Raw genomic sequence first — 26053 nt, forward strand, 5'->3', positions numbered from 1 at the left:
GACTGCTGCGGGGTGGTCGGTCACGACGGGCCAGCTTACCGGCCTTTTCAGGCCTGACCCTCATCGCCGACAACTAGGGCGGTGGCAATCGCCGCCAGGCCCTCTCCGCGCCCGGTCAGACCGAGGCCGTCGGTGGTGGTCGCGGATACCGACACGGGTGCGTCGAGGAGTTCGGTGAGGAGCTTCTGCGCCTCGGCGCGGCGCGGACCGATCTTCGGGCGATTGCCGATGACCTGAACCGCGGCGTTGCCGACGCGCAGGCCTTCCGCGGTCAGCAGCGAGTGCACGTGCCGGAGCATGTCAGCGCCGCTGACACCGCGCCACTGGACCTGGTCGACGCCGAACACCTCGCCGATGTCGCCCATGCCCGCTGCCGACAGCAGCGCATCACAGAGGGCATGGGCGGCGACGTCGCCGTCGGAATGTCCCGCGCAGCCGTCGCCGTCGGAGAACAACAGACACAGCAGCCAGCACGGACGACCGACTTCGATGGGATGAACGTCGGTACCGAGCCCGACGCGAATCGTCATGCCCGCCCTCAGGAGGCGGCGGCGAGTGCCTCGTCGAGAATGGTTGCAGCCTTCTCGTCATCGGTGTTCTCGGCGAGCGCGAGCTCGCCGACCAGGATCTGCCGGGCCTTGGCCAGCATGCGCTTCTCGCCCGCGGACAGGCCGCGTTCCTGATCTCGGCGCCACAGGTCACGAACCACCTCGGCGACCTTGTTCACGTCGCCGGAAGCCAGCTTCTCCAGATTTGCCTTGTACCGGCGCGACCAGTTGGTCGGCTCTTCGGTATGCGGTGCACGCAGCACCTGGAAGACCTTGTCCAGGCCCTCCTGTCCGACGACATCGCGCACGCCCACGTATTCGGCGTTGTCTGCGGGTACCCGAACGGTGAGATCGCCCTGTGCGACCTTCAAGACGAGGTATTCCTTCTGCTCGCCTTTGATGGTCCGGGTTTCGATCGCCTCGATCAACGCAGCACCGTGGTGTGGATAGACGACGGTGTCTCCGACCTTAAAAATCATCAGTTTCGAGCCCCTTTCACCCCCCAATGTTAACACGGCCCGCAACAGGGTGCGGATCAACGATGCAGGTCAGGGGCACAGTAGGTGTGCAGCGGGGGTTGACACACCGGCGAATCCGTGCATCTACGGGGGCGCTGTGAGAGGGTGCGAACCCTCCGCTACCGCCCGCTTTCATCACCTACTACTCTGCATAGTCGAACCGCCGGATCCCCTGAGGGCCCGGCGCGACACGTCGCCCAGTCGGCCAAGCAGGAGGCCCCAGTGAACACCTCGAAACGGCGCTCTTCTGTCTTCGTCGCGATGGCGACGTGCGGGTTGGCCGCATCTGTCGTGTTGAGCGGGTGCGGCGCCGGCCAGGTGTCCCAGACCGCCACCCAGGAGCCCGCGGTCAACGGCACGAGCGGCAAAGCGGGACCCATCGCGCTGCGCAACGTCCACATCTCCGCCGACCAGACCTCCGACTACATCCGGCCGGGCGCCGAGGCGCAGCTGATCTTCGTCGCGGCCAACGACTCGGCAGACGTCGAGGACAAGCTCGTCTCCATCACCACCGACGTCGGCACCGTGACGCTGACCGGTGGCGGCGAGGTGCCCGTCAACGGCGTGCTGGTCGTCGGCTCCCCGGACGGTCAGGAGACGGCGCTGTCGGCGGTCGAGCCGGCGGACGCGGCCGAGGCCCAGCTCGAGCTCACCAAGCCCATCACCAACGGCCTGACCTACGACTTCACGTTCACGTTCGAGAACGCGGGCGAGACCACGGTCGCCGTCCCCGTCTCCGCCGGCGAGCAGCCTCGGCGCGAAGAGGCCGGGGCCGGCGGCAGCGAGAGCCACTCCGGCGGCGGGCACTAGGACGTCGGCAGCCCGACACGGCCGCTGATCACCGGAGTTCTGTCGGTCCCGGCGGTTACGGTCAGCGCGTGGCCCGGGTGAATTCGAAAGTACGTTCGCAGTATCGCTGTTCGGAATGCCACCACGTCACGCCGAAATGGGTGGGGCGCTGCTCGGAATGCGGCACGTGGGGCACCGTCGACGAAGTCGCTCTCACCGCGGTGGGCGGCACAGGCACCCGGCGCATCGTGGCACCCACGTCGCCCGCGGTCCCGATCAGTTCGATCGACCCGGGGAACACCCGGCATTTCCACACCGGGATCAGCGAGCTGGACCGGGTGCTCGGGGGCGGACTGGTTCCGGGCTCGGTCACGTTGCTGGCCGGTGATCCCGGTGTCGGCAAGTCGACGCTGCTGCTCGAGGTGGCGCATCGCTGGGCGCTGACCGGACGCCGCGCGCTGTACCTGTCCGGTGAGGAGTCGGCCGGGCAGATCCGGCTGCGCGCCGAACGCACCGGCTGCAGCCATGACGAGGTCTACCTCGCCGCCGAGTCCGACCTGCAGACCGCGCTCGGCCACATCGAGGCCGTGCAACCCAGCCTCGTGGTGGTCGACTCGGTTCAGACCATGTCCACCACCGAGGCCGACGGCGTCACCGGCGGCGTCACCCAGGTGCGCGCCGTCACCACCGCGCTGACGATGACGGCCAAGACCACCGGCGTGGCCATGCTGCTCGTCGGCCACGTCACCAAGGACGGTGCCATCGCAGGCCCCCGCTCGCTGGAACACCTCGTCGACGTGGTGCTGCACTTCGAAGGCGACCGCGCGTCGGCGCTCCGCATGGTGCGCGGCGTCAAGAACCGGTTCGGCGCCGCCGACGAGGTCGGTTGTTTCCTGTTGCACGACAACGGGATCGAGTGTGTGTCCGACCCGTCCGGGCTGTTCCTGGATCAGCGGCCCAAGCCCGTGTCCGGCACCGCGGTCACGGTCACACTCGACGGCAAGCGCCCGATGATCGGCGAGGTGCAGGCGCTCATCGGCTCACCTGCCAGCGGCAGCCCGCGCCGCGCGGTCAGCGGCATCGACTCGTCCCGGGCGGCAATGATCACCGCGGTGCTGGAGAAGCGCGCGAAGCTGCCGGTCGGCATGAACGACATCTACCTGTCCACGGTGGGCGGCATGCGGCTGACGGATTCGTCGTCGGATCTGGCGGTGGCACTGGCCATCGCCTCGGCATTCACCGACCTGGCGCTGCCGACGACGACGATCGCGATCGGCGAGGTCGGGCTGGCCGGTGACCTGCGGCGGGTCACCGGAATGGACAAACGGCTCGCCGAGGCCGCGCGGCTGGGGTTCACCTACGCCGTCGTACCGTCCGGCGTGACGGCCGCGCCGCCGGGCCTGCAGGTGCACTCCGCCGACAACATCACCTCGGCGTTGCAGGTGCTGCGGCGGATCAGCCAGAATGACGCGAGAGCCGGGGACCGATCGGTGGGGTGAAGACCATGGGGATTGTGGACGAGCAGTGGCCGTGAAGTCGACGGGCCGCAATTCGCGCACTGTTGTGCCGTTGACCCGCCCGACCATGCGCGAGACCATCGCCCGGCTGGCCCCCGGGACGCCGCTGCGCGACGGCCTGGAACGCATTCTGCGGGGCAAGACCGGCGCCCTGATACTCATCGGCTACGACGACAGTGTCGAGACCATCTGCGACGGCGGGTTCTCCCTCGACGTGCGCTACGCCCCCACCCGCCTGCGCGAGCTGTCCAAGATGGACGGCGCCGTGGTGCTGTCCAGCGACGGCAGCCACATCCTGCGCGCCAACGTGCAGCTGGTGCCGGATCCGTCGATCCCCACCGAGGAGTCCGGAACCAGGCACCGGTCCGCTGAACGCACCGCGATCCAGACCGGTTATCCGGTGATCTCGGTGAGCCACTCGATGAGCATCGTGACCGTCTATGTCGCCGGCGAACGCCACGTGGTGCCCGAGTCGGCGACCATCTTGTCCCGGGCCAACCAGACCATCGACACCCTGGAGCGGTACAAGACCCGCCTCGAGGAAGTCAGCAGACAGCTCTCGACGGCCGAGATCGAAGACTTTGTCACCTTGCGCGACGTGATGACGGTGGTGCAGCGCCTGGAAATGGTGCGCCGCATCAGCCTGGAGCTCGACTCCGACGTCGTCGAGTTGGGCACCGACGGCAGGCAGCTGAAACTTCAGCTCGACGAACTCGTCGGTGACAACGACACCGACCGAGAGCTCATCGTGCGCGACTACCACGCCAATCCGGATCCACCGACATCGGCACAGGTGACCGCGACGCTGGAGGAACTCGACAGCCTTTCCGACAGCGAACTCCTCGACTTCACCACGCTGGCAAGGGTTTTCGGCTATCCCTCGACGGCCGAGGCGCAGGATTCATCGATGAGCTCGCGGGGCTACCGGGCCATGTCGGGCATTCCGCGACTGCAGTTCGCGCACGTCGACCTGCTGGTCCGCAACTTCGGTTCGCTGCAGGGCCTGCTGGCCGCCAGCGCAAGCGACCTTCAGTCGGTCGAGGGTATCGGCTCGATGTGGGCGCGCCACATCAGGGAAGGTCTGTCCCAGCTGGCCGAGTCGACGATCGCCGACCGGCTGGCCTGAGCCGGGTCAGCCGACCGGAGCGGGAGCGGGCGCCGGCACCGGGGGCGCGCCGTCGACCGGCAGCGGCGCCTGGCCCGGTTGGGCGAGCATGAAGGGCACCGTCGCCGACCGGAGGTTGCCCAGCTGGACGACCAGGTTGTACATGCCGGCCCCGATGGGCTGACGCGGCAGCGGGCAGTTCGGCGCCGATCCCATCCCGGTCCACGTCACCTCGGTGGTGACCTGCTCACCCGGCTGGAAGGTCTTGATCAGCGTCTCGTTAGACGGCGCACAGTCGAGGTTTGACCACAGCCGCTGGTTGTCCAGCGTGTACACGTACGCCGCGAGGACGGCGGCACCGACGTCACGCTGGCACGCGACCAGCCCGATGTTGGTGACGACCATGGTGAACTTCGGCTGATCACCGACGACGTACTGCGGCTGGTTCGTGATGCCCTTGACCGCCAGGGTGGAGTCCGGGCAGTCGTCGCCCTCCTTGAGGATCGGCGGCGGTACGACAGCGGCCGTCGGGGTGGGAGTCGGCGGCGGGGCCTGCTGCGCCGGCGGCTGGATGGGCGACTTGATCTCGGGATTCTCGCCGGGCAGCGGCGGCGGGGCCGCTTGAGCCGACTGATCCGTGGATTCGTTGGCGGTTGGCTGCTCGTTGCTCGTGCTGTTCAGCACGACGACCGTGACGATGACAGCGACAATGCCGATCACCAGCGCCGCAATGCCGCCCGCGAGCGCCCTGCGTCGCCAGTAAATCTGTCTGGGCAGCGGCCCATGCGGTTCTAGATCCAGCACCACATCACGGTAAGGCCAGGTCGAGCTGCGTTGTCCGAGGTTGCCCGGCGTGTCGGGCCTCAGGCTTCGCCGATGTCACCGATATGGTCGCGGAGATCGACCTTTCCGTCGGCCAGGTGGTAGGTCAGCCCGACGACGCCCAGCTTCCCGTCGCGCACGGCCTCGGTGATCGCCGTCGAACGGCTCAGGAGCTGCTGGCCGGTTTCGATGACGTGCCTGGCCTCGAACTCGTCGACGCGGGTGAGCCCGTCCCTGCGCCCCATGAGGATCGACGGAGTCACCCGTTCCACGACGTCGCGGACGTAGCCCGCGGGAACCGCGCCGCCGTCGAGCGCGGCGAGCGCCGCTCCGACCGCACCACAGCTGTCGTGGCCGAGCACGACGACCAGCGGCACACCCAGAACTGTCACGGCGTATTCGATCGACCCCAGCACCGCGCTGTCGACCACATGGCCCGCGGTACGCACGACGAACATGTCGCCCAGGCCCTGGTCGAAGATGATCTCGGCGGCGACGCGGCTGTCAGCGCACCCGAACACCACCGCAGTCGGCTTCTGCGCCGCGGCCAGGCTGGCCCGGTGCTCGATGCTCTGACTGGGGTGCATCGGCTGGCCGGCAACGAAACGCTCGTTACCCTCCTTGAGTGCTTTCCATGCGGTCAACGGGCTGGTGTTCGGCATGATCGACATTGTGCCCGAACCGGTCTCACCGATCGACACGAACGAGCTTCTCGAGTGGTACGACCGTGCCCAGCGCGACCTGCCGTGGCGCCGACCAGGCGTTTCGGCGTGGCAGATCCTGGTCAGCGAGTTCATGCTGCAGCAAACTCCGGTGGCGCGGGTGCAGCCGATCTGGCTGGACTGGATCGCTCGCTGGCCCACGCCGTCGGCGACCGCGGCGGCCAGCGCGGCCGATGTGCTGCGGGCGTGGGGCAAGCTGGGCTATCCGCGGCGGGCCAAGCGCCTTCACGAATGCGCCTCGGTGATCGCCGCCGAACACGACGACACCGTGCCCGCCGACGTCGACACGCTGCTCACCCTGCCCGGCGTCGGCACCTACACCGCGCGGGCCGTCGCGTGTTTCGCCTACCGCCAGCGGGTTCCCGTCGTCGACACGAACGTGCGGCGGGTGGTGGCCCGCGCCGTGCACGGCCTCCACGACGCGGGACCACCGTCGTCGACGCGGGACCTCGCCGACGTCGAGGCGCTGCTGCCCGACGATGAGACCGCGCCCAAGTTCTCGGTGGCGTTGATGGAGTTCGGCGCGACGGTGTGCACGGCGCGGGCACCCCGCTGCGGCCTGTGCCCGCTACCGCACTGCGCATGGCGGTCACGGGGATTCCCGGCGGGCACCGGCCCGGCCAAGCGTGTGCAGAAGTTCGCGGGCACCGACCGCCAGGTGCGTGGGCGCCTGTTGGATGTGTTGCGCGGCACCGCGTCTCCGGTCACCCGCGCAGAGCTGGACGTCGCATGGACGACGGACACCGCACAGCGCGACCGTGCGCTGGATTCGCTGCTGGTCGACGGGCTGGTCGAGCAGACCGCCGATGGCCGGTTCGCGCTGTGCGGCGAGGGCGAGCAGACCTAGGTGTACTGACCACGGACGTTAGGTACGGCGTGGTGAGGTGACAAGGCGAAGACCTCCGAGTGAAGTGCGAGCTGTCTAGGAACGCACCAACCCACCTCGGAGGTCTTCGTGGTTCACCGTAATGCCCCTTTGTCCGAAACGGGTCGCTTGAGGCTGGCTCGGTGCATCGTCGATGATGGCTGGTCGCTACGCCGCGCGGCCGAACGATTCCAGGTATCGGTAGGCACCGCCGTCCGTTGGAGGGACCGCTACGTCGAGCTGGGCGAGGCCGGAATGGCCGACCGCAGCTCACGACCCCATCGCAGCCCCAACCGCACCCCGACACGGACCGAACGCCGCATCATCGGGGTGCGCGTCACCCGCCGTTGGGGACCGGCCCGAATCGCCTACCTGCTGCGACTGAACGTCTCCACGGTGCACAACGTGCTGCGCCGCTACCGGATCGCCCGACTGCGCTGGCTCGACCGCGCCACCGGCCGCGTCGTGCGCCGCATGGAATCTGCGGCGTGCGGTGATCTGGTGCACGTCGATGTCAAGAAGCTGGGAAAGATCCCCGCCGGCGGCGGCTGGAAGATGCTGGGTCGCTCCGCAGGTAAGCGCAACGCCCAAGCCGACAAGACCGGAGCCACCAATAAGTACCGACAGCCGTTGCGGGGCTATCACTTCCTACACACCGCGCTGGATGCGCACTCCCGTCTGGTCTTCTCCGAGATGCTGGCCGATGAACGCAAGGAGACCGCCTCCGAGTTCTGGGAACGCGCCAACGCCTGGTTCGTCGAACAGGGAATCATTGTTCGAAAGGTGTTGACTGATAACGGATCTTGCTACCGGTCGCATGTATTCCGCAAGGCGCTAGGCGATGACATCGAACATCGGCGCACTCGACCCTATCGGCCGCAGACCAACGGGAAGGTGGAGAGATTCCACCGGACCCTGGCCGATGAGTGGGCCTACGCCCGGCTGTACACCAGCGACCAACAACGCTGCCAGGAGTACCCGCGATGGCTGCACAACTACAATCACCACCGCGGCCACACAGCACTCGGCGGTCAACCACCAGCCAGCCGCGTACCTAACCTCTCAGGTCAGTACACCTAGGCCAGCACAGCCAGGCCACCACCGTCACGCCGTCGCGGCACCGACCTCCACCTCGGCCTCGGTGGTGTTGAACCGCCTGCGATAGTCCGACGGCGTGACACCGATGATCCGGCGGAAATGGTGCCGCAGCAGCGTCGCCGTGCCGAAGCCGGACCGCTCCGCGATCTGGTCGATGTCGAGGTTCGACTCCTCGAGCATTCGGCGGGCGAACAGCACCCGCTGATCGGTGACCCACTGCATCGGCGTGCGACCCGTCTCCTCGACGAAGCGCCGGGCGAACGTACGCCCCGACATGTGCGCCCGCCGAGACAGCGTCGTGACGGTGTGCGGTTTGTCCAGGTTGGCCAGGATCCAGTCGAGGTGCGGCGCGAACCGCTCCGAACACTTCACCGGGATCGGCTGGTCGATGTACTGACGCTGACCGCCGTCGCGCTGCGGCGGCACCACCATCCTGCGGGCGATCTTGTTGGTGACCTCGCTGCCGAGCTCCCGGCGCACCAGGTGCAGGCACGCGTCGATGCCCGCAGCGGTACCGGCGCTGGTGATGAGGTTGCCGTCGTCGACGAACAGCACGTTGCGGTCGACTTTCGCCGTCGGATACATGCTCGCCAGCTCGTCGGCGTGCATCCAGTGCGTGGTGCACGGCCGCCCGTCCAGCAGTCCGGCCGCACCGGCGACGAATGCGCCCGAGCACACGGTCAGGATGATCGATCCCGACTCGGCGGCGCGACGGATCGCGTCCAGCGCCTCGGGCAGGTAGCTGCCGGCCTGGCTCGCGATGGCCGGGATGGCGACCAGATCCGCGCCGACCAGGTCGTCCAGCCCGTGGTCAGGGGTGATGGTCGCCCCGACCGAGGTCCGCACCGGCAGGCCCGGCTCCGGCCCGCACACCTTGAAGTCGAAGTTGGGAACCCCGTCGGCTGATCTGTCGATACCGAAGACCTCACAGATGACGCCGAACTCGAAGACCGCGAGGCCGTCGAGCACGAGTGCCGAGACAGTTCTTATCGCCATGGCAGCATCTTATCGATCAATGTCACTTCTGCCACTGTTGGCGGGATGTTCTCCAAGCGGAGCATTACTGCCATGAGTACCGCACTTGCCTTTCTGATCCTTCTGTCTCCGTTCGCCCTCGCGGCGATCCTCAGCTGGGCCGCGAATCGCTCCGGCTCGCTGCGGCTGCACCTCGACCAGTTCCGTTGGGCCGCACCGATGACCGGCCGGTTGTTCGACGACGCCGAAGGTCGCGGCCGTGACTCCTACCGCGAACAACACGACCTCGACGCCGTGCGCACCCGATTCGAGCAGCACCCCACGTGGCCGGCGACGACCGCGTCAGGAGAACGACGTTAGAAACGCCTCGACGGCGTCCCGGTATTTCCCCGGAGCGTCGTCGTGGACCAGATGGCCGGCGCCGGGCACGTGCAGATACGCCGCCCGGCGCGCCGTCTCGGCCATCGTCCGCATCTGTCCCGGCGGGGTGACGCCGGCGCCGGCCTCCACGAGCAGCGTCGGCGCCGTCACCGCCCGCCACTGCTCCCAGTAGTCCCGCCTCCCCCATTCGGCGGCGATCTCGATCCACTTGTCGGGATGGCCGTGGAGCCGCCAGCCCGTCACCGTCCGGTCGAACGCCTCCAGGAAGTACTGCCCCGCGACCGGCCCGAACGCCTCGAACACCTGGGCCGCCGAGCCGAACTCGACGGGCAGCGCGTACACCCACGGTTCCCACGGACCGGTGGTCCTGCCCCGGAAATCGGGTGCCATGTCCTCGACGACCACCGCGGCGACCAACTCCGGGCGGGCGGCGGCCAGGCACCACGAATGCAACGCCCCCATCGAGTGGCCCACCATGATCGCCGGTCCGCCCGCCGCTACGGCGTGTTCGACGGCACCGCCGAGATCGGCCACGAACCGCTCGGTGCTGATCGGATGCGGGTCGTCGACGTCGCGACCCCGATGCCACGGCGCGTCGTAGGTGTAGACCCGCCCGAACCGGGTCAGCCACGGAAGCTGCCGCGACCACGTGGTTCCGCGCCCCATCAGGCCGTGCACCAGAACCAGTGGCGGGCCCGTGCCGCCGTGACACGTCAGCAGATCCATCAGGCCATCATGCCGAGTGCACGCGGTAGCCTGATCGCCATGTCTGTGGTGAAGATCAACGCCATCGAGGTCCCGCCCGACGCGGGCCCCGAACTGGAGAAGCGGTTCGCGCACCGCGCCCACGCCGTCGACAACCAGCCCGGCTTCCTCGGTTTCCAACTGCTGCGCCCCGTCAAGGGCGAGACCCGCTACTTCGTGGTCACCCAGTGGGAGTCCGAAGAGGCGTTCCAGGCCTGGGCTTCCGGACCCGCCATCGCCGCGCACGCGGGCGAGCGGTCCAACCCGGTGTCCACCGGCGCATCACTGCTCGAATTCGAGGTCGTGCTCGACGTTGCCGGAACCGACTCCGGCGCCTAGGGCGGCCGGGGCCCGGCGCAGCGCGGCCGCGATTGCGGTCGCGCTCCTGTCCGTGGTGGCCCTGGCCAGCGGATGCTCAGCTCCGCGTCCGGCACCCGCCGACGCCGCCTACGGCGCGCCGATACAGATCAACACACCGCAGGGTCTGCGGGCCAAGCAGATCATGGACATGCTCAACAGCGACTGGCCGATCGGTGAGGCCAACGTCCGCACCATGGCGGTCCCCGATCAGGTCGAGCAAGTCGGGGTGACCCTCGACCGGATCTGGTGGGACAGACCGTTCACGCTGACAAACGTCGACGTCGGCGCCGGGCACGCCACCCTCGACGTGCGCACCTCCTACGGGGTGGGACAGACGATCCAGCTGCGCACCGACGAGGCGGGCATGATCGATCGATTCAACGTGGAACTCGTTGCACCGCAGATTGATTCGTGGTCCGACATCGACGAACAACTCACCAGCGCGGGCGCCCGCTACTCGTATCAGGTGGCCAAGGTGGACGACGGCAGGTGCGTCAAGGTGGCCGGCAGCAACACCGAGCTGTCGCTGCCGCTGGCCTCCATCTTCAAGTTGTACGTGCTCCTCGCCGTCGCCGATGCGGTGAAGGCAGGCACGCTGGAGTGGACTGACACGCTGACGATCACCGAAGAGGCCAAGGCGGTCGGTTCGTCGGGTTTCGACAAGCTCGAGCCGGGCGCCACCGTATCGGTCCGCGACGCGGCCCAGCAGATGATCTCGGCGAGCGACAACATGGCCACCGACCTGCTGATCAACCGGCTCGGCCCGGGTGCCGTCGAGCGCGCACTGAAGGCCGCCGGCCACCACGACCCGGCGAGCATGACACCGTTCCCGACGATGCACGAACTGTTCTCCGTCGGCTGGGGCACCCCCGACCTCCGCGAGCAGTGGAAGACGGCATCCCGGGAAGGCCGTGCGCAGCTGCTGCAGCAGACCAATTCGCGACCCTACGAACCCGACCCGAACAAGACGCACATGCCCGCGTCCGACATCGGCGCCGAGTGGTACGGCAGCGCCGCCGACATCTGCCGGCTGCACGCCGCGCTTCAGGCGGGCGCCGTGGGCGAAGCGGCGCCGGTGCGGGACATCCTGTCCGCACTCCCTGGCATCGACCTCGACCGCACCAAGTGGCCCTACATCGGCGCCAAGGCCGGCAACCTGCCCGGTGATCTGACGTTCAGCTGGTACGCCGTCGACGCCTCGGGTCAGCCGTGGGTGGTGAGCCTGCAGTCGAACTGGCCGGAGTTCCGCAGCCAGACCGCGGCCGCGTGGCTCATGTCGATCGCCCGCCAGACGTTCGACCTGATCCCCGAGAACTGACCTACGCGCTGGACCGCAGCGTCCACGCGTGACCGCGGAAGTGCAGCACCGTCCGGCTCACCGGGGCGATGTCGATGCGCCAGAACGATTTCGCCGGCGCATCGAGGGCCACCAGCACAGCGGCACGGACCACGGCGGGATGAGTGACGGCGACCATCTTGGCGTGTTCAATGCGTCCAGCGGTCAACGAATCCATCCAGCGACCCACCCGCGCAACGAGGTCGACGACGGACTCGCCTCCGTGCGGTGCCCGCGTGGGATCGGTGAGCCAGATGGTCATCTCCGCCGGGGACACCCGGCCCAGGAAATCACCGCGCCACCGCCCGCAGTCCAGATCGGCGAGCCCGGACTCGATCGTCGGCGCCAGCCCGAGAAGCGCCGCCGTCTGCTGGGTGCGCGCCTCCGGACCACAGACCGCACGTTCGGCGCCGGCGAGATCGATGCCTTCGATCTGCCGGCGCCCGAGCGCGTTGACCGGTTCGTCGGTGGGAAACCGTCCGGCCGCCATCGCATCCGTCATGGCGTGGGACACGAGGGTCAGCCGGACGACCTCATTCACCGGTACTGACCAGGTTCACGCTGAAACGGCCTGCTTCCGCTCGCCCACCAGACGCGACACCAGCGCCGCGAACACCAACCCGATGGTCGCGTAGACGACCACCTGGGTGCCCAGCGAGTAGAGCCGGAACTCGTAGAGGACATCCGCCGGGAATCCCTCGTAGACGATGACGCCTGCATCGTCGACCAGCGGACCCGGAGTCTCGTCGATGGTCGGCAGGATCAGGAACACCACCGCCATCGCCACGATGTAGCTGCCGCCCGCAGCGATGGTGGCGTTCCACGTGCCGAGCCTGGTTGCCCACTGCCTGCCCAAGTAGACCGCGCCGACCAGCAGCGCCGCCGAGAGCACCACCACCGCGATGTACAGCAGCGTCCGCTGCCGGATGGTCTCGTCCAGGCTCAGCGCCGGCGGACTGGCCGGATACTTCAGCGCCGGAACGATGTACAGGCTCAGCAGCATGCCGCCTGCGACGTAGACCGACAGCAACCGGGCCGAGACGCTGCCGACCCGGCCGTAGGCGACCGCGAAGACCACGGCGAACAGTGCGCCGATGGCCAGGCTGAACAGCAGCACACCCAGTCCCATGCCGATGTTCATCTGGACGGCGCGGGTGAAGCCGCCGCCCTCACCGCCGTGGCTGTGACCGGCCGTCCCGGCCGCCATCTCCATCGCCTCGTGCGCGGCGCCGGTGCCCTCTTCGTACCCGATGGCCAACTCGATCTGCGGCTCGACGAAGACCCGCGCGAAAAGGAACGCGAGCACGCCGGCGACGGCGCCGGCCAACAGGCCGCGCCAGATGATCTGCTTCTCCATATTTTCTTGTCCTGTCCTTCTGGGCTCAGTGGCAGGGGAAGCCGAGAAGGTGGCGGGCGTCGTGCACGAACTCGTGGATGTAGGTGTTGCTGCCGAACACCGACGTCGCACCCTGGTCCATGCCGATGAAGTAGAGCACCACCAGCGCGAAGAACGCGGTGAGCGAAAGCCACAGCGCGGCCTTGGTGCCCGAGAAGTCGATGGCGCCTGCGTGGGCCTTGCCCACCTCAGGAGAAGTCATTCCTGGTTCCTTTCCGGGATGTCGCGTCCCATACAGAGATGCGACGGGCATCGGGTCTGACTGTCTCAGTGGCGCGACCGTTCTGGAATTCCACCAGATTCCGGTACCCGTCGATTACAGGAGCATCGTAAACCCAAATAGGGCGGTCACCACCCCGGGGTTCGAAATCGGGATGGTGACCGCCCATGTGGTCTTGCTGGAGTTTTACTCGCCCGCGATCGGCCCGCCGCCGGCACCGGCCTGAGCCAGGTCCGGCTCCTCGACCTTGGCCGGCTTCTTGGACCCGACGAAGGTGAAGACCGCGTCCTCGCCCAGGCCTTCGCCGTCCCAGTTCTCGACGTCGACCGTGACGAGCTGGCCGGGTCCGACCTCTTCGAACAGGATCTTCTCCGACAGCTGGTCCTCGATCTCGCGCTGGATGGTGCGGCGCAACGGCCGCGCGCCCAACACGGGATCGAAGCCGCGCTTGGCCAGCAGGGACTTGGCCTTGTCCGTCAGCTCCATCGTCATGTCCTTGGCCCGCAGCTGGTTGCCGACCCGGCCGATCATCAGGTCGACCATCTTGATGATCTCGTCCTGCGTCAGCTGGTGGAACACGATGATGTCGTCGATACGGTTCAGGAACTCCGGGCGGAAGTGCTTCTTCAGCTCGTCGTTGACCTTCTGCTTCATCCGCTCGTAGTTGTTCTCGCCGCCACCCTGGGTGAAGCCGAGCCCGACTGCCTTGCTGATGTCGGAGGTACCGAGGTTGGACGTGAAGATCAGCACGGTGTTCTTGAAGTCGACCGTGCGACCCTGACCGTCGGTGAGACGGCCGTCTTCGAGGACCTGCAGGAGGCTGTTGTAGATCTCCTGGTGGGCCTTCTCGATCTCGTCGAACAGCACCACGGAGAACGGCTTGCGGCGCACCTTCTCGGTGAGCTGGCCGCCCTCTTCGTAGCCGACGTACCCCGGAGGAGCACCGAAGAGCCGCGACGCGGTGAACCGGTCGTGGAACTCGCCCATGTCGATCTGGATGAGCGCGTCGTCGTCGCCGAACAGGAAGTTGGCCAGCGCCTTGGACAGCTCGGTCTTACCGACACCGGACGGGCCGGCGAAGATGAACGAGCCCGACGGGCGCTTGGGGTCCTTCAACCCGGCACGGGTGCGGCGGATGGCCTTGGAGACAGCACGCACCGCGTCCTCCTGGCCGATGATCCGCTTGTGCAGCTCATCTTCCATGCGCAGCAGCCGGGTGGTCTCCTCCTCGGTCAGCTTGAACACCGGGATACCGGTCCAGTTGCCCAGCACCTCGGCGATCTGCTCGTCGTCGACCTCGGCGACCACGTCGAGATCGCCTGAGCGCCACTGCTTCTCACGCTCAGCCCGCTGCGCGACGAGGGTCTTCTCCTTATCACGCAGGCTCGCCGCCTTCTCGAAGTCCTGCGCGTCGATCGCGGACTCCTTCTCCCGGCGGGCGTCGGCGATCTTCTCGTCGAACTCGCGCAGGTCCGGCGGCGCCGTCATCCGGCGGATGCGCATCCGCGCGCCCGCCTCGTCGATGAGGTCGATCGCCTTGTCCGGCAGGAACCGGTCGTTGATGTAACGGTCGGCCAGCGTGGCCGCCGCGACCATCGCGGAGTCGGTGATCGAGACGCGGTGGTGCGCCTCGTAGCGGTCGCGCAGCCCCTTGAGGATCTCGATGGTGTGCTCAACGGTCGGCTCGCCCACCTGGACGGGCTGGAACCGGCGCTCCAGCGCGGCGTCCTTCTCGATGTACTTGCGGTACTCGTCGAGGGTGGTCGCACCGATGGTCTGCAGCTCACCGCGGGCCAGCTTCGGCTTCAGGATGCTGGCAGCGTCGATCGCGCCCTCGGCAGCGCCCGCACCGACGAGCGTGTGCAGCTCGTCGATGAACAGGATGATGTCGCCGCGGGTGTTGATCTCCTTGAGGACCTTCTTCAGGCGCTCCTCGAAGTCACCGCGGTAACGGCTGCCGGCGACCAGCGAGCCCAGGTCGAGGGTGTAGAGCTGCTTGTCCTTCAGCGTCTCCGGCACCTCGCCGTGCACGATCGCCTGCGCGAGGCCCTCGACGACGGCGGTCTTGCCGACGCCGGGCTCGCCGATCAGCACAGGGTTGTTCTTGGTGCGGCGGCTCAGCACCTGCATGACCCGCTCGATTTCCTTCTCGCGGCCGATGACGGGGTCGAGCTTGCCCTCCATCGCGGCGGCGGTCAGGTTGCGGCCGAACTGGTCGAGCACCAGTGACGTGGACGGGTTGCCCGCCTCGCCGCCCCGGCCGCCCGTGCCCGCCTCGGCGGTCTCCTTGCCCTGGTATCCGCTCAGCAGCTGGATGACCTGCTGGCGCACGCGCGTCAGCTCGGCTCCGAGCTTCACGAGCACCTGGGCGGCGACGCCTTCACCCTCACGGATGAGGCCGAGCAGGATGTGCTCGGTGCCGATGTAGTTGTGGCCCAGCTGCAGCGCCTCGCGCAGGCTCAGCTCAAGCACCTTCTTGGCGCGCGGGGTGAAGGGAATGTGCCCGGACGGCGCCTGCTGTCCCTGGCCGATGATCTCCTCGACCTGGCTGCGCACACCCTCCAGTGAGATGCCCAGCGACTCGAGTGACTTGGCGGCTACGCCCTCACCCTCGTGAATGAGTCCCAGCAGGATGTGCTCGGTGCCGATGTAGTTGTGGTTGAGCATCCGGGCTTCTTCTTGAGCCAGGACGACAACCCGACGCGCACGGTCGGTGAATCTTTCGAACATCCGTGGTTACCTGCTCTCCATCGCATAGGTAAGTGCCCGCACTAAGGCCGTCATGATGGCGGTCCATACCTAGTCCTATGCACCTACGCCGTCCACTCTAATGGGCGACGGCTCCGGGTGCCCCGCCTGTCGGCTCCTGTCGGAATTACGACATGAACCGCGGATGGCAATTACCCGGCGCTGCTACAGGTAACGCGGGGCAGACCCGAAACGTTTCCGGGAGAGGGTCAGAAGGGGTTCGCCTCCAGCGAACGTGCGGACCCGGGCTACCGGGGGCGCTACGTCGCCGCGTGGAAGGCGTCGATGACGTCGGCGGGAATCCGGCCGCGGGTGGACACGTTGTGGCCGTTGCGACGCGCCCACTCCCTGATTGCCGCACTCTGCTCGCGATCGATGGCGGCGCGGCCCCGACCGGTACCGACCGCGCGACCGCGCCGGCGACCGCCGACCCGGCGGCCTGCTTCAACCCATTGCTTCAGATCATTACGAAGCTTTGTCGCATTTTTGGCTGAGAGATCAATCTCGTAGCTCACGCCGTCGATACCGAATTCCACGGTCTCGTCGGCGGCGCCCTCACCGTCGAAATCGTCGACCAACGTGACGGTGACCTTCTTCGCCATTACCCACTGCCTTCCCAAGTGCCAGACCAGCGGAAAATCCACTCATCTCCGGCACCAATGTGCCACAAATTAGCGGGCCATTCAACAACGCTCGATTCGCGACGCTTCAGTTGCCATGCCGACGAACAATCGGGAACAAAACCGTCTCTCTAATCGACAGACCTGTCAATGCCATCAACAACCGATCGATGCCCATTCCCGTGCCCGTGGTGGGCGGCATCCCGTACTCCAGCGCCGCCAGGAAATCCTCGTCGAGCGCCATTGCCTCGTCGTCCCCGGCTGCAGCGGCCCGCGCCTGCGCTTCGAACCGTTCGCGTTGAATGACGGGGTCGATCAACTCCGAGTAGCCGGTGGCGAGTTCGAAATTACGGACGTAAAGATCCCATTTCTCGGTGACACCTTCGACACTGCGGTGCGGCCGCGTCAACGGCGTTGTCTCGACAGGGAAATCCCGGACGAACGTCGGCGCCCACAACTTGTCGCCGACGGTGTATTCCCAGAGTTCCTCGACCAATTTCCCGTGCCCATAACCACGGTCGCGGGCTATCTCGACACCCAGGGAGTCCGCGATCTGCCAAAGCCGCTCCGCAGTGGTGTGCGGGGTGATCTCTTCGCCCAGCGCCGATGACAATGACGGATACATTTCAATGGAGTCCCATTCACCGTCGAGGTCGTAGACGGTGCCGTCGGCCAATGTGACCTGCCTGGTACCCATGGCCTCATCCGCGACCTCTTGAATAACCTCACGTGTGACGACCGCGGAATCGTCGTATGTGCCGTACGCCTGATAAGTCTCCAGCATCGCGAATTCCGGTGAATGCGTGGAATCCGCCCCTTCGTTTCTGAAGTTGCGATTCAGCTCGAAGACCCGCTCGATTCCCCCCACCACACAGCGCTTGAGAAACAGCTCGGGGGCGATGCGCAGATACAGATCCGCATCGAGGGCATTGGAATGCGTCACGAAGGGTCGTGCCGCGGCGCCACCGGCGAGGGTCTGCAGCATCGGCGTCTCCACCTCGAGGAAGTCGCGACGTTCCAGCGCCGAACGCACCGCCCGCACCACCGCCACCCGCTGCCGCGCGATCGTGCGCGCCTCCGGCCGCACGATGAGGTCGACGTAGCGTTGCCGAACCCGCGTCTCCTCGCTCATCTCCTTGTGCGCGACGGGCAGTGGCCGCAGCGCTTTGGACGCGATCTGCCACGAGTCGGCCAGCACCGAGAGCTCACCGCGGCGCGAACTGATCACCTCGCCGTGCACGAACACGATGTCCCCGAGATCGACGTCGGCCTTCCAGGCGTCCAGCGACTCCTGTCCCACCTGGTCGAGGCTGATCATGGCCTGCAGCTGGGTGCCGTCGCCCTCCTGCAACGTGGCGAAGCAGAGCTTGCCGGAGTTGCGCGCGAAGATCACCCGGCCCGTGACCCCGACCTGCTCGCCGGTCTTCGTGTCGGCGACCAGGTCCGCGTACGCCCGGCGCAACTCCCCCAGGCTGTGGGTGCGGGCGACCGCGACGGGATAGGGGTCGCGACCCTCGGCCAACAGGCGGTCACGCTTACCCTGACGAATGCGGTACTGCTCAGGGATGTCGTCATGGCTCGCGTCGGCTGCGGCGGGACCGCGGGAATCTGGGGACGTCACGACGTGCCAGCTTAAATGAACAAATGAGCGTCCCCGCCCGCGCGCCGATCGACACCGCCGTCTACGAGAACGCGGTGCGCGCGCTCGCCGAGCAACCACTGGACTGGAGTTTCAAAGGGCTGCCCGCGCAGTGGTGGGGGCACACCCCGGCGCATCTCGTCGCGCGGGCGCCGAACCTGTTCGACGCGGGCGCCACCGGACCCGTGTGCGTCCTGCGCGACGAGGCGCTGACGCACAACCTCGAAACGATGGCGGCGTGGTGCCGCGACCGCGGCGTCGAACTCGCCCCCCACGGCAAGACGCACATGTCCGGGCAGCTCGCCGCACGCCAGCTGGCGGCAGGCGCCTGCGCGATCACCGTCGCGACCGTGGCACAGGCCGCCGTGTACCGGGCGTTCGGCGTGCGCCACCTGATCCTAGCCAACGAACTGGTCGATGCCGCGGGTCTGCGCTGGCTCTCCGCCGAGCTGGAACGGGATCCCGACCTGCGGTTCACCTGCTGGGTGGACTCGGTACGCGGCGTCGAACTGATGACCGCGGCGCTGGCCGGCGCGCACCGACGGGTCGACGTGTGCGTGGAACTGGGGATGCCCGGCGGGCGCACCGGATGCCGCTCCGACGCCGACGTCGACGACGTCGCCCGCGCCGCTGTCGCGTCACCGCGGCTGCGGCTGGTCGGGGTGGCCGGCTACGAGGCGGGGGTGTCCCAGGAGTTGACCGACGATGCCGTGGCCGGGGTCGCGGCGCATCTCGCGCACCTGCGGGCAACGGTCATCCGGGTGGCCCCGCTCGTCGAAACCGACACGGTGGTCGTCAGCGCGGGCGGCAGCACCTACTTCGACGTCGTCTGCGACGCGCTCACCGACTGGCCCGAGCACCTGATGGTGCGCACCGTGTTGCGCAGCGGCTGCTACCTGACCCACGACCACGGCCTCTACGCGCGCACATCACCGCTCACCCGGGCCGGAGGGTGCGCCCTGTGGCCGGCGCTGGAGGTGCACGCGCAGGTGGTGTCGCGGCCCGAACCCGATCTTGCGATCGTGGGCATGGGCCGCCGCGACGTGTCCTTCGACCAGGGCATGCCGGTTCCGCTCGATCTCGTCACCGGTCTCGTCACCAAGCTCAACGACCAGCACGCCTTCCTGCGACTGGAACCCGGGGACGGCACCGACGTCGGGACGTGGCTGCGATTCGGGATCTCGCACCCCTGCACCACGTTCGACAAATGGCGGATGATCCCGGTACTCAACGACGACGATCGCGTGGTCGACATGATCCGCACGTTCTTCTAGGGCTGCTAACGCGCCTGTTTCAGCTTGCCGCGCTGACTGTCCCGGTTGCGTTCGAACACCAGACGCAGCCCGTCGAGGGTGAGGTGCCGATCGTAATGCTCGACGGTGCGCAGATCGTCGAGCACCAGGGGTGCGCCGTGTCCGGTGGCGATCACGTTGACGTCGTCGCCGCCGAAACCGTCGACGTCTTCGCGGACCCGGTTGACCAATCCGTCCACCAGCCCGGCGAATCCGAAGACCGCGCCGGCCTGCATGCACTCGACGGTGTTCTTGCCGACCACCGAACGCGGGCGGGTCAGCTCGACGCGCCGCAACGCCGCTGATCGTGCGGCGGCGGCATCCGACGACACCTGCACGCCGGGCGCGATGGCACCGCCGAGGAACTCGCCCCTGGCCGAGACCACGTCGACACAGATGGACGAACCGAAGTCCACCACGATCGCCGCTGTACCGAATTTGTGATATGCGGCAAGACAATTCACGATGCGGTCGGCCCCGACCTCTTTCGGGTTGTCGACCAGCAGCGGGATCCCGGTGCGCACCCCCGGCTCGATCAGTACGTGCGGCACCGACGGCCAGTACTGCTCCAGCATCACCCGCACCTCGTGAAGCACCGACGGCACCGTCGACAGGCCTGCGGCACCGGTGAGCTGTTCGGCGTCGTCGCCGATCAGGCCGTCGAGGGTGAGGGCGAGCTCGTCTGCTGTCACCTCTGACTCGGTGCGCAGCCGCCAGTGGTGCACGACCTTGGCGTGATCGCCCGAACCGGAGATCAGGCCGACCACGGTGTGGGCGTTACGGACGTCTATCGCGAGCAGCACGACATCACCTCGACGACCTCAGTCCGAAACATCAATTCCTCCATGGAAGTTCGTGGCTCTGGCCGGACGCGGGGCGCGGGTGTCCGTCGATGCCGGCACCGGCGCCCACGTCGATCGCGATGTTGTCGAGCAGCCGGGTGCGTCCCAGTCTGGCGGCGATCAGCATCCGGGCAGCACCCTCGGCAGGGGCGGGTCCGAGCATCGGATCGCGTACTTCCAGGTAATCGACGACGGCAGCCGGCACCTCGTCCAACACGGCGCGGGCCGCATCGAGCGCGGCCGCCACGCCGTTCGAGGCCGCATACATTCCGGCCAACAGCGCCGACGACAGCGCACCGGCCTGCTCCCGCTCGTCAGGGTCGAGGTAGCGGTTGCGCGACGACATCGCCAACCCGTCGGGCTCCCGCACGATCGGCACCCCGACGACCTCGACCCCGACATCGAGATCCGCGACCATCTGCCTGATCAGGACCAGCTGCTGATAGTCCTTCTCGCCGAAGTAGGCCCGATCCGGGTGCACGGTGTTGAACAGCTTCAGCACGACCGTCAGGACACCCGCGAAATGCGTTGGGCGAGATGCCCCCTCGAGCTCCGCGCCGGCCGGCCCCGGATGCACGGTGGTACGCATGCCGTGCGGGTACACCTCGTCGGCGGTAGGGGTGAACGCGATCTCGACGCCCTCGGCGCGCAGAGCGGCGAGATCGTCGTCCAGCGTGCGCGGGTAGGCGTCGAGGTCCTCCCCCGCGCCGAACTGCAACGGGTTCACGAAGATCGACACCGCCACAACGGCACCGGGCACCCGTTTGGCGGCCCGGATCAGCGTCAGATGCCCCTCATGCAGAGCGCCCATCGTGGGTACCAGCACGATCCGCCGCCCCGTGGCGCGCAATGCCCGCGTCACGTCGGACACCTCCCGCGGCCGCGAATACACGTTCAGCTGGCCCGCGACGAACTTGGGGGCATTGCGACTGGTCATCACTGTCCTGCTTCCGCCAACACCTCGAACACCGCACCCGGAGCGTGCGCGCGCTGCGCCGTGCGCCACGAATTCGCCCGATAGGCCTGGGCCACATCGGGATTGACTTCACCGAGGGCATGCAGGTGGCGTGCCACCGCCTCGGCGTCGCCGCGCGCCACCGGACCGGTGAGCGCAGCCTGTCCACGCTGCAGCGCATTGTCGAGCGCCGCGCGGGCCAGCGGGCCCACGATCCGCTCCGCGATGCCGCCGGGGGTGTCGGCGACGGTCTCCTGGCCCAACAGTTCCTGACCCCACAGCGCGGCCCGCAGCGCGTCGACCGCGTCGAGAAGCACCGTCACGACGTGGTTGCTGGAGTGCGCCAGTGCCGCGTGATAGAGCTTTCGGGCATCCTCGCGGACCCGGAACGGCTCGCCACCGATCTCCAGCACCAGCGACTGCGCGATCGCATAGCCGACCTCGTCGCCCGCGGTGATGCCGAAGCAGGTGCCACGCAGCCGGTCCACGTCCTCCTCGGTGCCGACGAATGTCATCGCCGGATGGATGGCGAGCGTGATGCAGCCCAACTCGGCAAGGGGCGCGAGCAGGCCGATCCCGTTGGCCCCTGACGTGTGGACGACGATGGTGGCCGGGCGCACCGCGCCGGTGGCGGCGAGGCCGGCAATCAGCGCCGGCAGTTCGGCGTCGGGAACGGCAAGCAGAAGCAGCTCAGCCCGTGCCGCTACTTCGTCGACCGGCAGGATCGGGGTGTCGGGGAGCCACTGGCGCACCCGCTCGCGCGAGGCGCGGGAGACAGCACTGCAACCGACGACGACGTGTTCGACGCGTTCGAGCGCCACCCCCAGAGCGGTACCGACCCGCCCCGCCGAGATCACACCGATCGTCAGCCGGGCCGGACGTAGTCCGTCGTGCGGAGCGCTCCCGCCGGCGGGGGGCTGCACCATCGCAGTCGACCTCGCAGATTCTCATGGCTTCGTTCCGGTCTCGTCGCACGGGTACCGGACGGTCGCTATGAGCCTAGCTCAATCCTCGCGGCGCCTACGCCGCCCGCCGCCCGACGGGGATGCCTGCAATCGCGCCATGAGGTCCGCCACCGGCTGGCCGCCCTCATGGGCTCCGCGCTCGCCCTCGGGCTCAGGCTCGGGCTCGTCAGCCGCTGCGGTCTGCTGCTCGCCCGCCGCGGAATGCCTGCCACGGGGCGGCTCGGCCGCCGGGGGCGGGGCCGCCTCCGGCGCCGAGGGCTGCGGATCCGGTGCGCGGCGCCTGCCGACGTACTCGTCGTGAGCGCCGTTGGCCGGCGCCACCCAGTTGCTGCCCGGTTGCCCCGGCGGAATCCACTGCCCTTCAGCCGGAACCGGCTGCCACTGGGTGTGCGCGGGTGCGGGCTTGGGTTCGGGCGCGGGTTCGGGTGCCTGCGACGGCGGCTTCTGTGGTGGTGGCTGCTGTGGCGGTGGGGGCAGCCACGGGAACTGTGGAGCGGGCTGAACCGGCGGGCGTTGCTGGGGAGCCTGCGGTTGCGGGGTGGGCGCTTGCGGCTGGGGGGTGGGCGCTTGCGGCTGCGGCGGGGGCGCCTGCGGCGGGGACGGCGGTGGCGACGCTGCCCACCGGGGTTCCGCGCCTGCTTGCGCGCCATGCCTGCGCTCGGGGGTCGGTGCACCCGAGCGCCGGTGCGCGCCGACCGGTTCGCTGGGTTGCGGCGACCACTCGTGCTCCGGCGGATGCGGCTCGGCGGGGACGTCGATGATCGGGCTCTCGTCGGTCTCGGGTGCGAAGAGATCCTCGGCGGGCTTGGCGTCGTCCTCGGTGTCGATGCGGCTGCTGCTCACCCGTCCGGCGGTGCGTTCCGTCTCAATCGCGGGGCGATGCGAGAGGTCGGCGTCGAACAGATACTCCAGGTTGGCGCGCAGCGCGGCGAGTTCGGCACGCAGCGACGCCACCTCGTCTGCGGACTGCGCGCGGACCTCGGATGCCAGCTCACGCCGCAACTGCGATTCCACCGCCAGCTCGTACTCACGCCGCGCCGAGATCTCCCGCTCGAGTTGAAGGTCGTACACCAGCTTGAGATCGCGCACCTTGGCCTGGTCGGTGTCGCTCTGCCTGCGATAGATCACCGAGACGAAGGCAGCCACCACGGCGGCCCACAGCGCGAGAATGACTGCCAGCTTGAGCAACTCGACGCGATTGGTGAAAACCAGCGCCGAACTGGCGGCGATGGCCAACACCAGCAACACTGTCATCAGGATCCAACCCGGCCTTCGGCCACCGCGTCTGAGGCGGCCGCCGCGGGTCGGATCGGTCATGGGCCGACTGTACCTGCCAACGGTGCCCTGGCGTGTCGACCTGCACGGCGATTCTTCCTACCCACCCCGACGTTTCGGTCAGCCGGGAGCCGGGTCGGCATCGGGCGCCGGATCGTCGGGCGAGCGGCAGCACTGCTGCAGCCACAGCGCCGCCACCACGAGTGCGAGCGCACACAGCGCAGCCACCACGGCACCTGAGGTGTCCTCTGCGGCAACGCGCAAACTGCTACGCCGGGGCAGCAGGTACACGACCACCGCCAGCCACCATCCGAGAACCACGCTGCCCATCCATGCCGACGCCTTGGCGATCACCACCGAGCGGGCCACCGCAAGCGGATGCAGGCGGCCCCGACCCACCCCGATCTCGCCGTCCCGGATCCTGGCGCGCACGAAGAAGCCCCAGCCCGCGATCGCGACGGCGACACCGAGCAGCGACATCCCGGTCCACAGCGTGATCGGGGGAAATGCCCGGTAGACGACGTACATCAGCAGGTAGCCGACCACCGCGGTCGCGCCGACGGCGATGGCCAGCTCCCGCGTGCGCGTCGTACCCATCAGCTCAGGTTTCCGGTCCGCAGTGTCAGCTCGGTCCGTCGCACACCGGCCCGCTCGGCCGGGGCGAGGGCATCCAGATGCGCTGCCACGGCGCGGGCATGGCCCGCGACCGTCAACGTCGCGCTCGGGTCGGCGGCGAGCCAGGGCACCAGCACGAACGCGCGCTCGTGCGCGTAGGGATGAGGCAGCGTCAGGACGTCGTCACCGACCGTCACCTCACCGTCGGCGCCGTCGCAGCGGATGATGTCGACGTCCAGTGTGCGCGGGCCCCAGCGCGTTTCGCGCACCCGGCCGGCCGCGTTCTCCAGATGGTGGGCCAGCCGCAGCCAGCCGTAGGCATCGAGCGCCGGATCCTCGGCGAGGACAACAGCATTGAGGAACGGACCCTGCTCGACGTTGCCCCATGCGTCGGTCTCGTACACCGGCGACACCGCCGTCACCGCCGAACCCAGCCCGTCGACCACAGACTGCAGATTTGCCAGCCGGTCGCCGAGATTGGACCCGATGGACAGCACGACCGCCGTCGTCACCGGTCGGGTCCCCTGCCGCCGCGCCGGGACCTGCGCGCTACCACAGCGACGTCGTTGAACTGCAATGGAATTGGCGCGGACGGCTTGTGCACCACGACCTCGACCGCGTGCACCCGCTCATCGCCCATCACGTCGTCGGCGATCTCGCCTGCCACGGTCTCGATGAGTTGCTTGGGCGGCCCTGCCACGATGTCGGCCGCCCGCTGCGCCAGCACACCGTAGTCGACGGTGTCGGCCAGATCATCGCTGGCCGCTGCCGCAGCCAGGTCTATCCACACGGTGATGTCCACCACGAAGTCCTGGCCGTCGCGGCGTTCGTGGTCGAACACGCCGTGATTGCCGCGGACCGTCAGCCCGCGCAGTTCGATTCGATCAGCCATTCGATCCCGCCTGCCATGCCGACACCACCGAAAGCGCGTCGACCGACGCGCGCACGTCATGCACCCGGACACCCCAGACTCCGTGCCATCCCGCCAGGGCCGAGATGACGGCGGTGGCGGTTTCGCGACCCGCCGGTGGCCGTGGTTCGCCATCGCCGCCGGCGAGGAGGCTACCGAGGAAGCGTTTGCGGGACGCCCCGACGAGCACCGGGATGCCGGTGCCCACCAGCTCGGGCAGCGCGTGCAGCAATGCCCAATTGTGCTGTGCCGTCTTGGCGAATCCCAGCCCCGGATCGATGATCACCTTGGCGGGATCCACGCCGGCGGCGACCGCGGCGTCCACTCCGGCCATCAGCTCGTCGCGCACCTCGACGACCACGTCACCGTACGGCGGCACCTCGTGCGGTCGGTCACCTCCCACCGAACGCCAGTGCATCAGCACCCACGGGACACCGGCGTCGGCGACCACCCGCACCATGTCCGGATCGGCCCGTCCGCCGGAGACGTCGTTGACGATCTGGGCGCCGTTCTCCAGCGCAGCCTGCGCGACCGCAGCGTGCATCGTGTCGATGCTCACCGTGATCCCTTGCTGGGCAAGTTCTTTCACTACAGGCAGGACTCGGGCCGTCTCGACCTCGGGGTCTACCCGAGTGGCGCCTGGCCGCGTCGACTCCCCACCGACGTCGACGATGGCGGCACCCTGCGCTACCAGTTCCACGCCGTGGGTCACCGCGCGGTCGCGGTCCAGGAACAAGCCCCCGTCGGAGAACGAGTCGTCGGTGACATTGACGACCCCCATCACTTGCACGCGCGC

Annotated in this window: 29 protein-coding genes; 9 read left to right on the forward strand and 20 right to left on the reverse strand. The window is 68.1% G+C overall.

From position 1 onward, the window contains the following. Nucleotides 1–47: 47 nt before the first annotated feature. A complete protein-coding gene (gene ispF / locus EL337_RS25355) occupies nt 48–530 on the reverse strand; it encodes a 2-C-methyl-D-erythritol 2,4-cyclodiphosphate synthase (RefSeq protein ID WP_048634228.1) in 483 nt (160 codons plus the stop codon). An 8-nt stretch (nt 531–538) separates the two neighbouring features. Beyond that, nucleotides 539–1027, reverse strand: coding sequence for an RNA polymerase-binding transcription factor CarD (gene carD, locus EL337_RS25360; RefSeq protein WP_043412998.1), 489 nt, complete (start codon nt 1025–1027; stop codon nt 539–541). Between the two features lie 300 nt (nt 1028–1327). Between carD and EL337_RS25365 the strand changes: the two genes are divergently transcribed. The 3 genes from EL337_RS25365 to disA all read left to right on the forward strand — a co-directional run bounded on the left by EL337_RS25365 (nt 1328) and on the right by disA (nt 4498). Beyond that, nucleotides 1328–1876 (forward strand): copper chaperone PCu(A)C domain-containing protein, encoded by a 549-nt coding sequence (locus tag EL337_RS25365; protein WP_048634229.1) that lies wholly within the window; start codon nt 1328–1330, stop codon nt 1874–1876. Nucleotides 1877–1944: 68 nt separating this feature from the next. After that, a complete protein-coding gene (gene radA, locus EL337_RS25370) occupies nt 1945–3354 on the forward strand; it encodes a DNA repair protein RadA (protein WP_048634230.1) in 1410 nt (469 codons plus the stop codon). A gap of 25 nt (nt 3355–3379) precedes the next feature. Beyond that, a complete protein-coding gene (disA, locus tag EL337_RS25375; RefSeq protein WP_048634231.1) occupies nt 3380–4498 on the forward strand; it encodes a DNA integrity scanning diadenylate cyclase DisA in 1119 nt (372 codons plus the stop codon). Between the two features lie 6 nt (nt 4499–4504). Here the strand turns inward: disA and EL337_RS25380 are convergent, their stop codons facing one another. Both EL337_RS25380 and EL337_RS25385 read right to left on the reverse strand, forming a co-directional pair. After that, the gene (locus EL337_RS25380; protein ID WP_048634246.1) at nt 4505–5281 is read right to left on the reverse strand and encodes a hypothetical protein; all 777 of its coding nucleotides are present in this window, start codon (nt 5279–5281) and stop codon (nt 4505–4507) included. A 59-nt stretch (nt 5282–5340) separates the two neighbouring features. Next, nucleotides 5341–5961, reverse strand: coding sequence for a carbonic anhydrase (locus EL337_RS25385; protein ID WP_048634232.1), 621 nt, complete (start codon nt 5959–5961; stop codon nt 5341–5343). On the opposite strand from EL337_RS25385, the gene EL337_RS25390 reads away from it, so the two are divergent. Next, nucleotides 5960–6868, forward strand: coding sequence for an HhH-GPD family protein (locus EL337_RS25390; protein WP_048634247.1), 909 nt, complete (start codon nt 5960–5962; stop codon nt 6866–6868). The two genes, EL337_RS25385 and EL337_RS25390, sit on opposite strands and share 2 nt — an antisense overlap. Nucleotides 6869–6976: 108 nt before the next feature. Further along, complete coding sequence (locus EL337_RS25395) at nt 6977–7966, forward strand: IS481 family transposase (RefSeq protein WP_126316644.1); 990 nt, start codon at nt 6977–6979, stop codon at nt 7964–7966. Nucleotides 7967–7990: 24 nt separating this feature from the next. On the opposite strand, the gene EL337_RS25400 is transcribed toward EL337_RS25395, so the two are convergent. Continuing rightward, entirely contained in the window at nt 7991–8980 is a 990-nt protein-coding gene (locus EL337_RS25400) for a GlxA family transcriptional regulator (RefSeq protein ID WP_048633002.1), read from the reverse strand. A 72-nt stretch (nt 8981–9052) separates the two neighbouring features. Here EL337_RS25400 and EL337_RS25405 point away from each other — a divergent pair, with 72 nt between their 5' ends. After that, complete coding sequence (locus EL337_RS25405) at nt 9053–9319, forward strand: hypothetical protein (RefSeq protein ID WP_048633001.1); 267 nt, start codon at nt 9053–9055, stop codon at nt 9317–9319. On the opposite strand, the gene EL337_RS25410 is transcribed toward EL337_RS25405, so the two are convergent. Further along, nucleotides 9302–10066 carry an alpha/beta fold hydrolase gene (locus EL337_RS25410; RefSeq protein WP_048633000.1) on the reverse strand — a complete coding sequence of 255 codons (765 nt, stop codon included), beginning with the start codon at nt 10064–10066 and terminating at the stop codon, nt 9302–9304. The two genes, EL337_RS25405 and EL337_RS25410, sit on opposite strands and share 18 nt — an antisense overlap. 39 nt (nt 10067–10105) lie before the next feature. On the opposite strand from EL337_RS25410, the gene mhuD reads away from it, so the two are divergent. Next, nucleotides 10106–10423, forward strand: a complete 318-nt coding sequence (mhuD, locus tag EL337_RS25415) for a mycobilin-forming heme oxygenase MhuD (RefSeq protein ID WP_048633142.1) — start codon at nt 10106–10108, stop codon at nt 10421–10423. Continuing rightward, nucleotides 10398–11762, forward strand: coding sequence for a serine hydrolase (locus EL337_RS25420; protein WP_083443105.1), 1365 nt, complete (start codon nt 10398–10400; stop codon nt 11760–11762). Before mhuD ends, EL337_RS25420 begins: the two co-directional genes overlap by 26 nt. A gap of 1 nt (nt 11763) precedes the next feature. Here the strand turns inward: EL337_RS25420 and EL337_RS25425 are convergent, their stop codons facing one another. The 6 genes from EL337_RS25425 to lysS form a co-directional block, all read right to left on the reverse strand. Further along, entirely contained in the window at nt 11764–12321 is a 558-nt protein-coding gene (locus EL337_RS25425) for a histidine phosphatase family protein (RefSeq protein ID WP_048632999.1), read from the reverse strand. A gap of 15 nt (nt 12322–12336) precedes the next feature. Continuing rightward, a complete protein-coding gene (locus tag EL337_RS25430) occupies nt 12337–13137 on the reverse strand; it encodes a CbtA family protein (protein ID WP_048632998.1) in 801 nt (266 codons plus the stop codon). A gap of 25 nt (nt 13138–13162) precedes the next feature. Next, nucleotides 13163–13378 (reverse strand): CbtB domain-containing protein, encoded by a 216-nt coding sequence (locus EL337_RS25435; RefSeq protein WP_048632997.1) that lies wholly within the window; start codon nt 13376–13378, stop codon nt 13163–13165. A gap of 204 nt (nt 13379–13582) precedes the next feature. Next, the gene (gene clpC1, locus EL337_RS25440; protein ID WP_048632996.1) at nt 13583–16126 is read right to left on the reverse strand and encodes an ATP-dependent protease ATP-binding subunit ClpC; all 2544 of its coding nucleotides are present in this window, start codon (nt 16124–16126) and stop codon (nt 13583–13585) included. Between the two features lie 278 nt (nt 16127–16404). After that, nucleotides 16405–16746 carry a histone-like nucleoid-structuring protein Lsr2 gene (gene lsr2, locus EL337_RS25445; protein ID WP_048632995.1) on the reverse strand — a complete coding sequence of 114 codons (342 nt, stop codon included), beginning with the start codon at nt 16744–16746 and terminating at the stop codon, nt 16405–16407. A 106-nt stretch (nt 16747–16852) separates the two neighbouring features. After that, nucleotides 16853–18385 (reverse strand): lysine--tRNA ligase, encoded by a 1533-nt coding sequence (gene lysS, locus EL337_RS25450; RefSeq protein ID WP_048632994.1) that lies wholly within the window; start codon nt 18383–18385, stop codon nt 16853–16855. A gap of 23 nt (nt 18386–18408) precedes the next feature. Here lysS and EL337_RS25455 point away from each other — a divergent pair, with 23 nt between their 5' ends. Further along, the gene (locus EL337_RS25455; RefSeq protein WP_048632993.1) at nt 18409–19677 is read left to right on the forward strand and encodes an amino acid deaminase; all 1269 of its coding nucleotides are present in this window, start codon (nt 18409–18411) and stop codon (nt 19675–19677) included. A 5-nt stretch (nt 19678–19682) separates the two neighbouring features. Here the strand turns inward: EL337_RS25455 and EL337_RS25460 are convergent, their stop codons facing one another. From EL337_RS25460 to folP, 8 genes are all read right to left on the reverse strand, one after another. After that, the gene (locus tag EL337_RS25460) at nt 19683–20498 is read right to left on the reverse strand and encodes a type III pantothenate kinase (RefSeq protein WP_048632992.1); all 816 of its coding nucleotides are present in this window, start codon (nt 20496–20498) and stop codon (nt 19683–19685) included. A gap of 31 nt (nt 20499–20529) precedes the next feature. Continuing rightward, a complete protein-coding gene (gene panC, locus EL337_RS25465) occupies nt 20530–21474 on the reverse strand; it encodes a pantoate--beta-alanine ligase (protein ID WP_048632991.1) in 945 nt (314 codons plus the stop codon). After that, complete coding sequence (locus EL337_RS25470) at nt 21474–22418, reverse strand: Rossmann-like and DUF2520 domain-containing protein (protein WP_048632990.1); 945 nt, start codon at nt 22416–22418, stop codon at nt 21474–21476. The genes panC and EL337_RS25470 overlap by 1 nt, the downstream gene beginning before the upstream one ends. Nucleotides 22419–22496: 78 nt before the next feature. Next, nucleotides 22497–23774, reverse strand: a complete 1278-nt coding sequence (locus EL337_RS25475; protein WP_126316678.1) for a DUF6779 domain-containing protein — start codon at nt 23772–23774, stop codon at nt 22497–22499. A gap of 78 nt (nt 23775–23852) precedes the next feature. Next, nucleotides 23853–24329, reverse strand: a complete 477-nt coding sequence (locus tag EL337_RS25480) for a DUF3180 domain-containing protein (protein ID WP_048635512.1) — start codon at nt 24327–24329, stop codon at nt 23853–23855. Then, on the reverse strand, nt 24329–24859 hold the full coding sequence (gene folK / locus EL337_RS25485; RefSeq protein ID WP_048635513.1) for a 2-amino-4-hydroxy-6-hydroxymethyldihydropteridine diphosphokinase: 531 nt from the start codon (nt 24857–24859) through the stop codon (nt 24329–24331). Before folK ends, EL337_RS25480 begins: the two co-directional genes overlap by 1 nt. Beyond that, complete coding sequence (gene folB / locus EL337_RS25490; protein WP_048635514.1) at nt 24856–25239, reverse strand: dihydroneopterin aldolase; 384 nt, start codon at nt 25237–25239, stop codon at nt 24856–24858. The genes folK and folB overlap by 4 nt, the downstream gene beginning before the upstream one ends. Further along, complete coding sequence (gene folP, locus EL337_RS25495) at nt 25232–26038, reverse strand: dihydropteroate synthase (RefSeq protein WP_048635525.1); 807 nt, start codon at nt 26036–26038, stop codon at nt 25232–25234. The genes folB and folP overlap by 8 nt, the downstream gene beginning before the upstream one ends. Nucleotides 26039–26053 lie beyond the last annotated feature (15 nt).

It is taken from the genome of Mycolicibacterium aurum, from assembly GCF_900637195.1.
Classification (GTDB): Bacteria; Actinomycetota; Actinomycetes; order Mycobacteriales; family Mycobacteriaceae; genus Mycobacterium; species Mycobacterium aurum.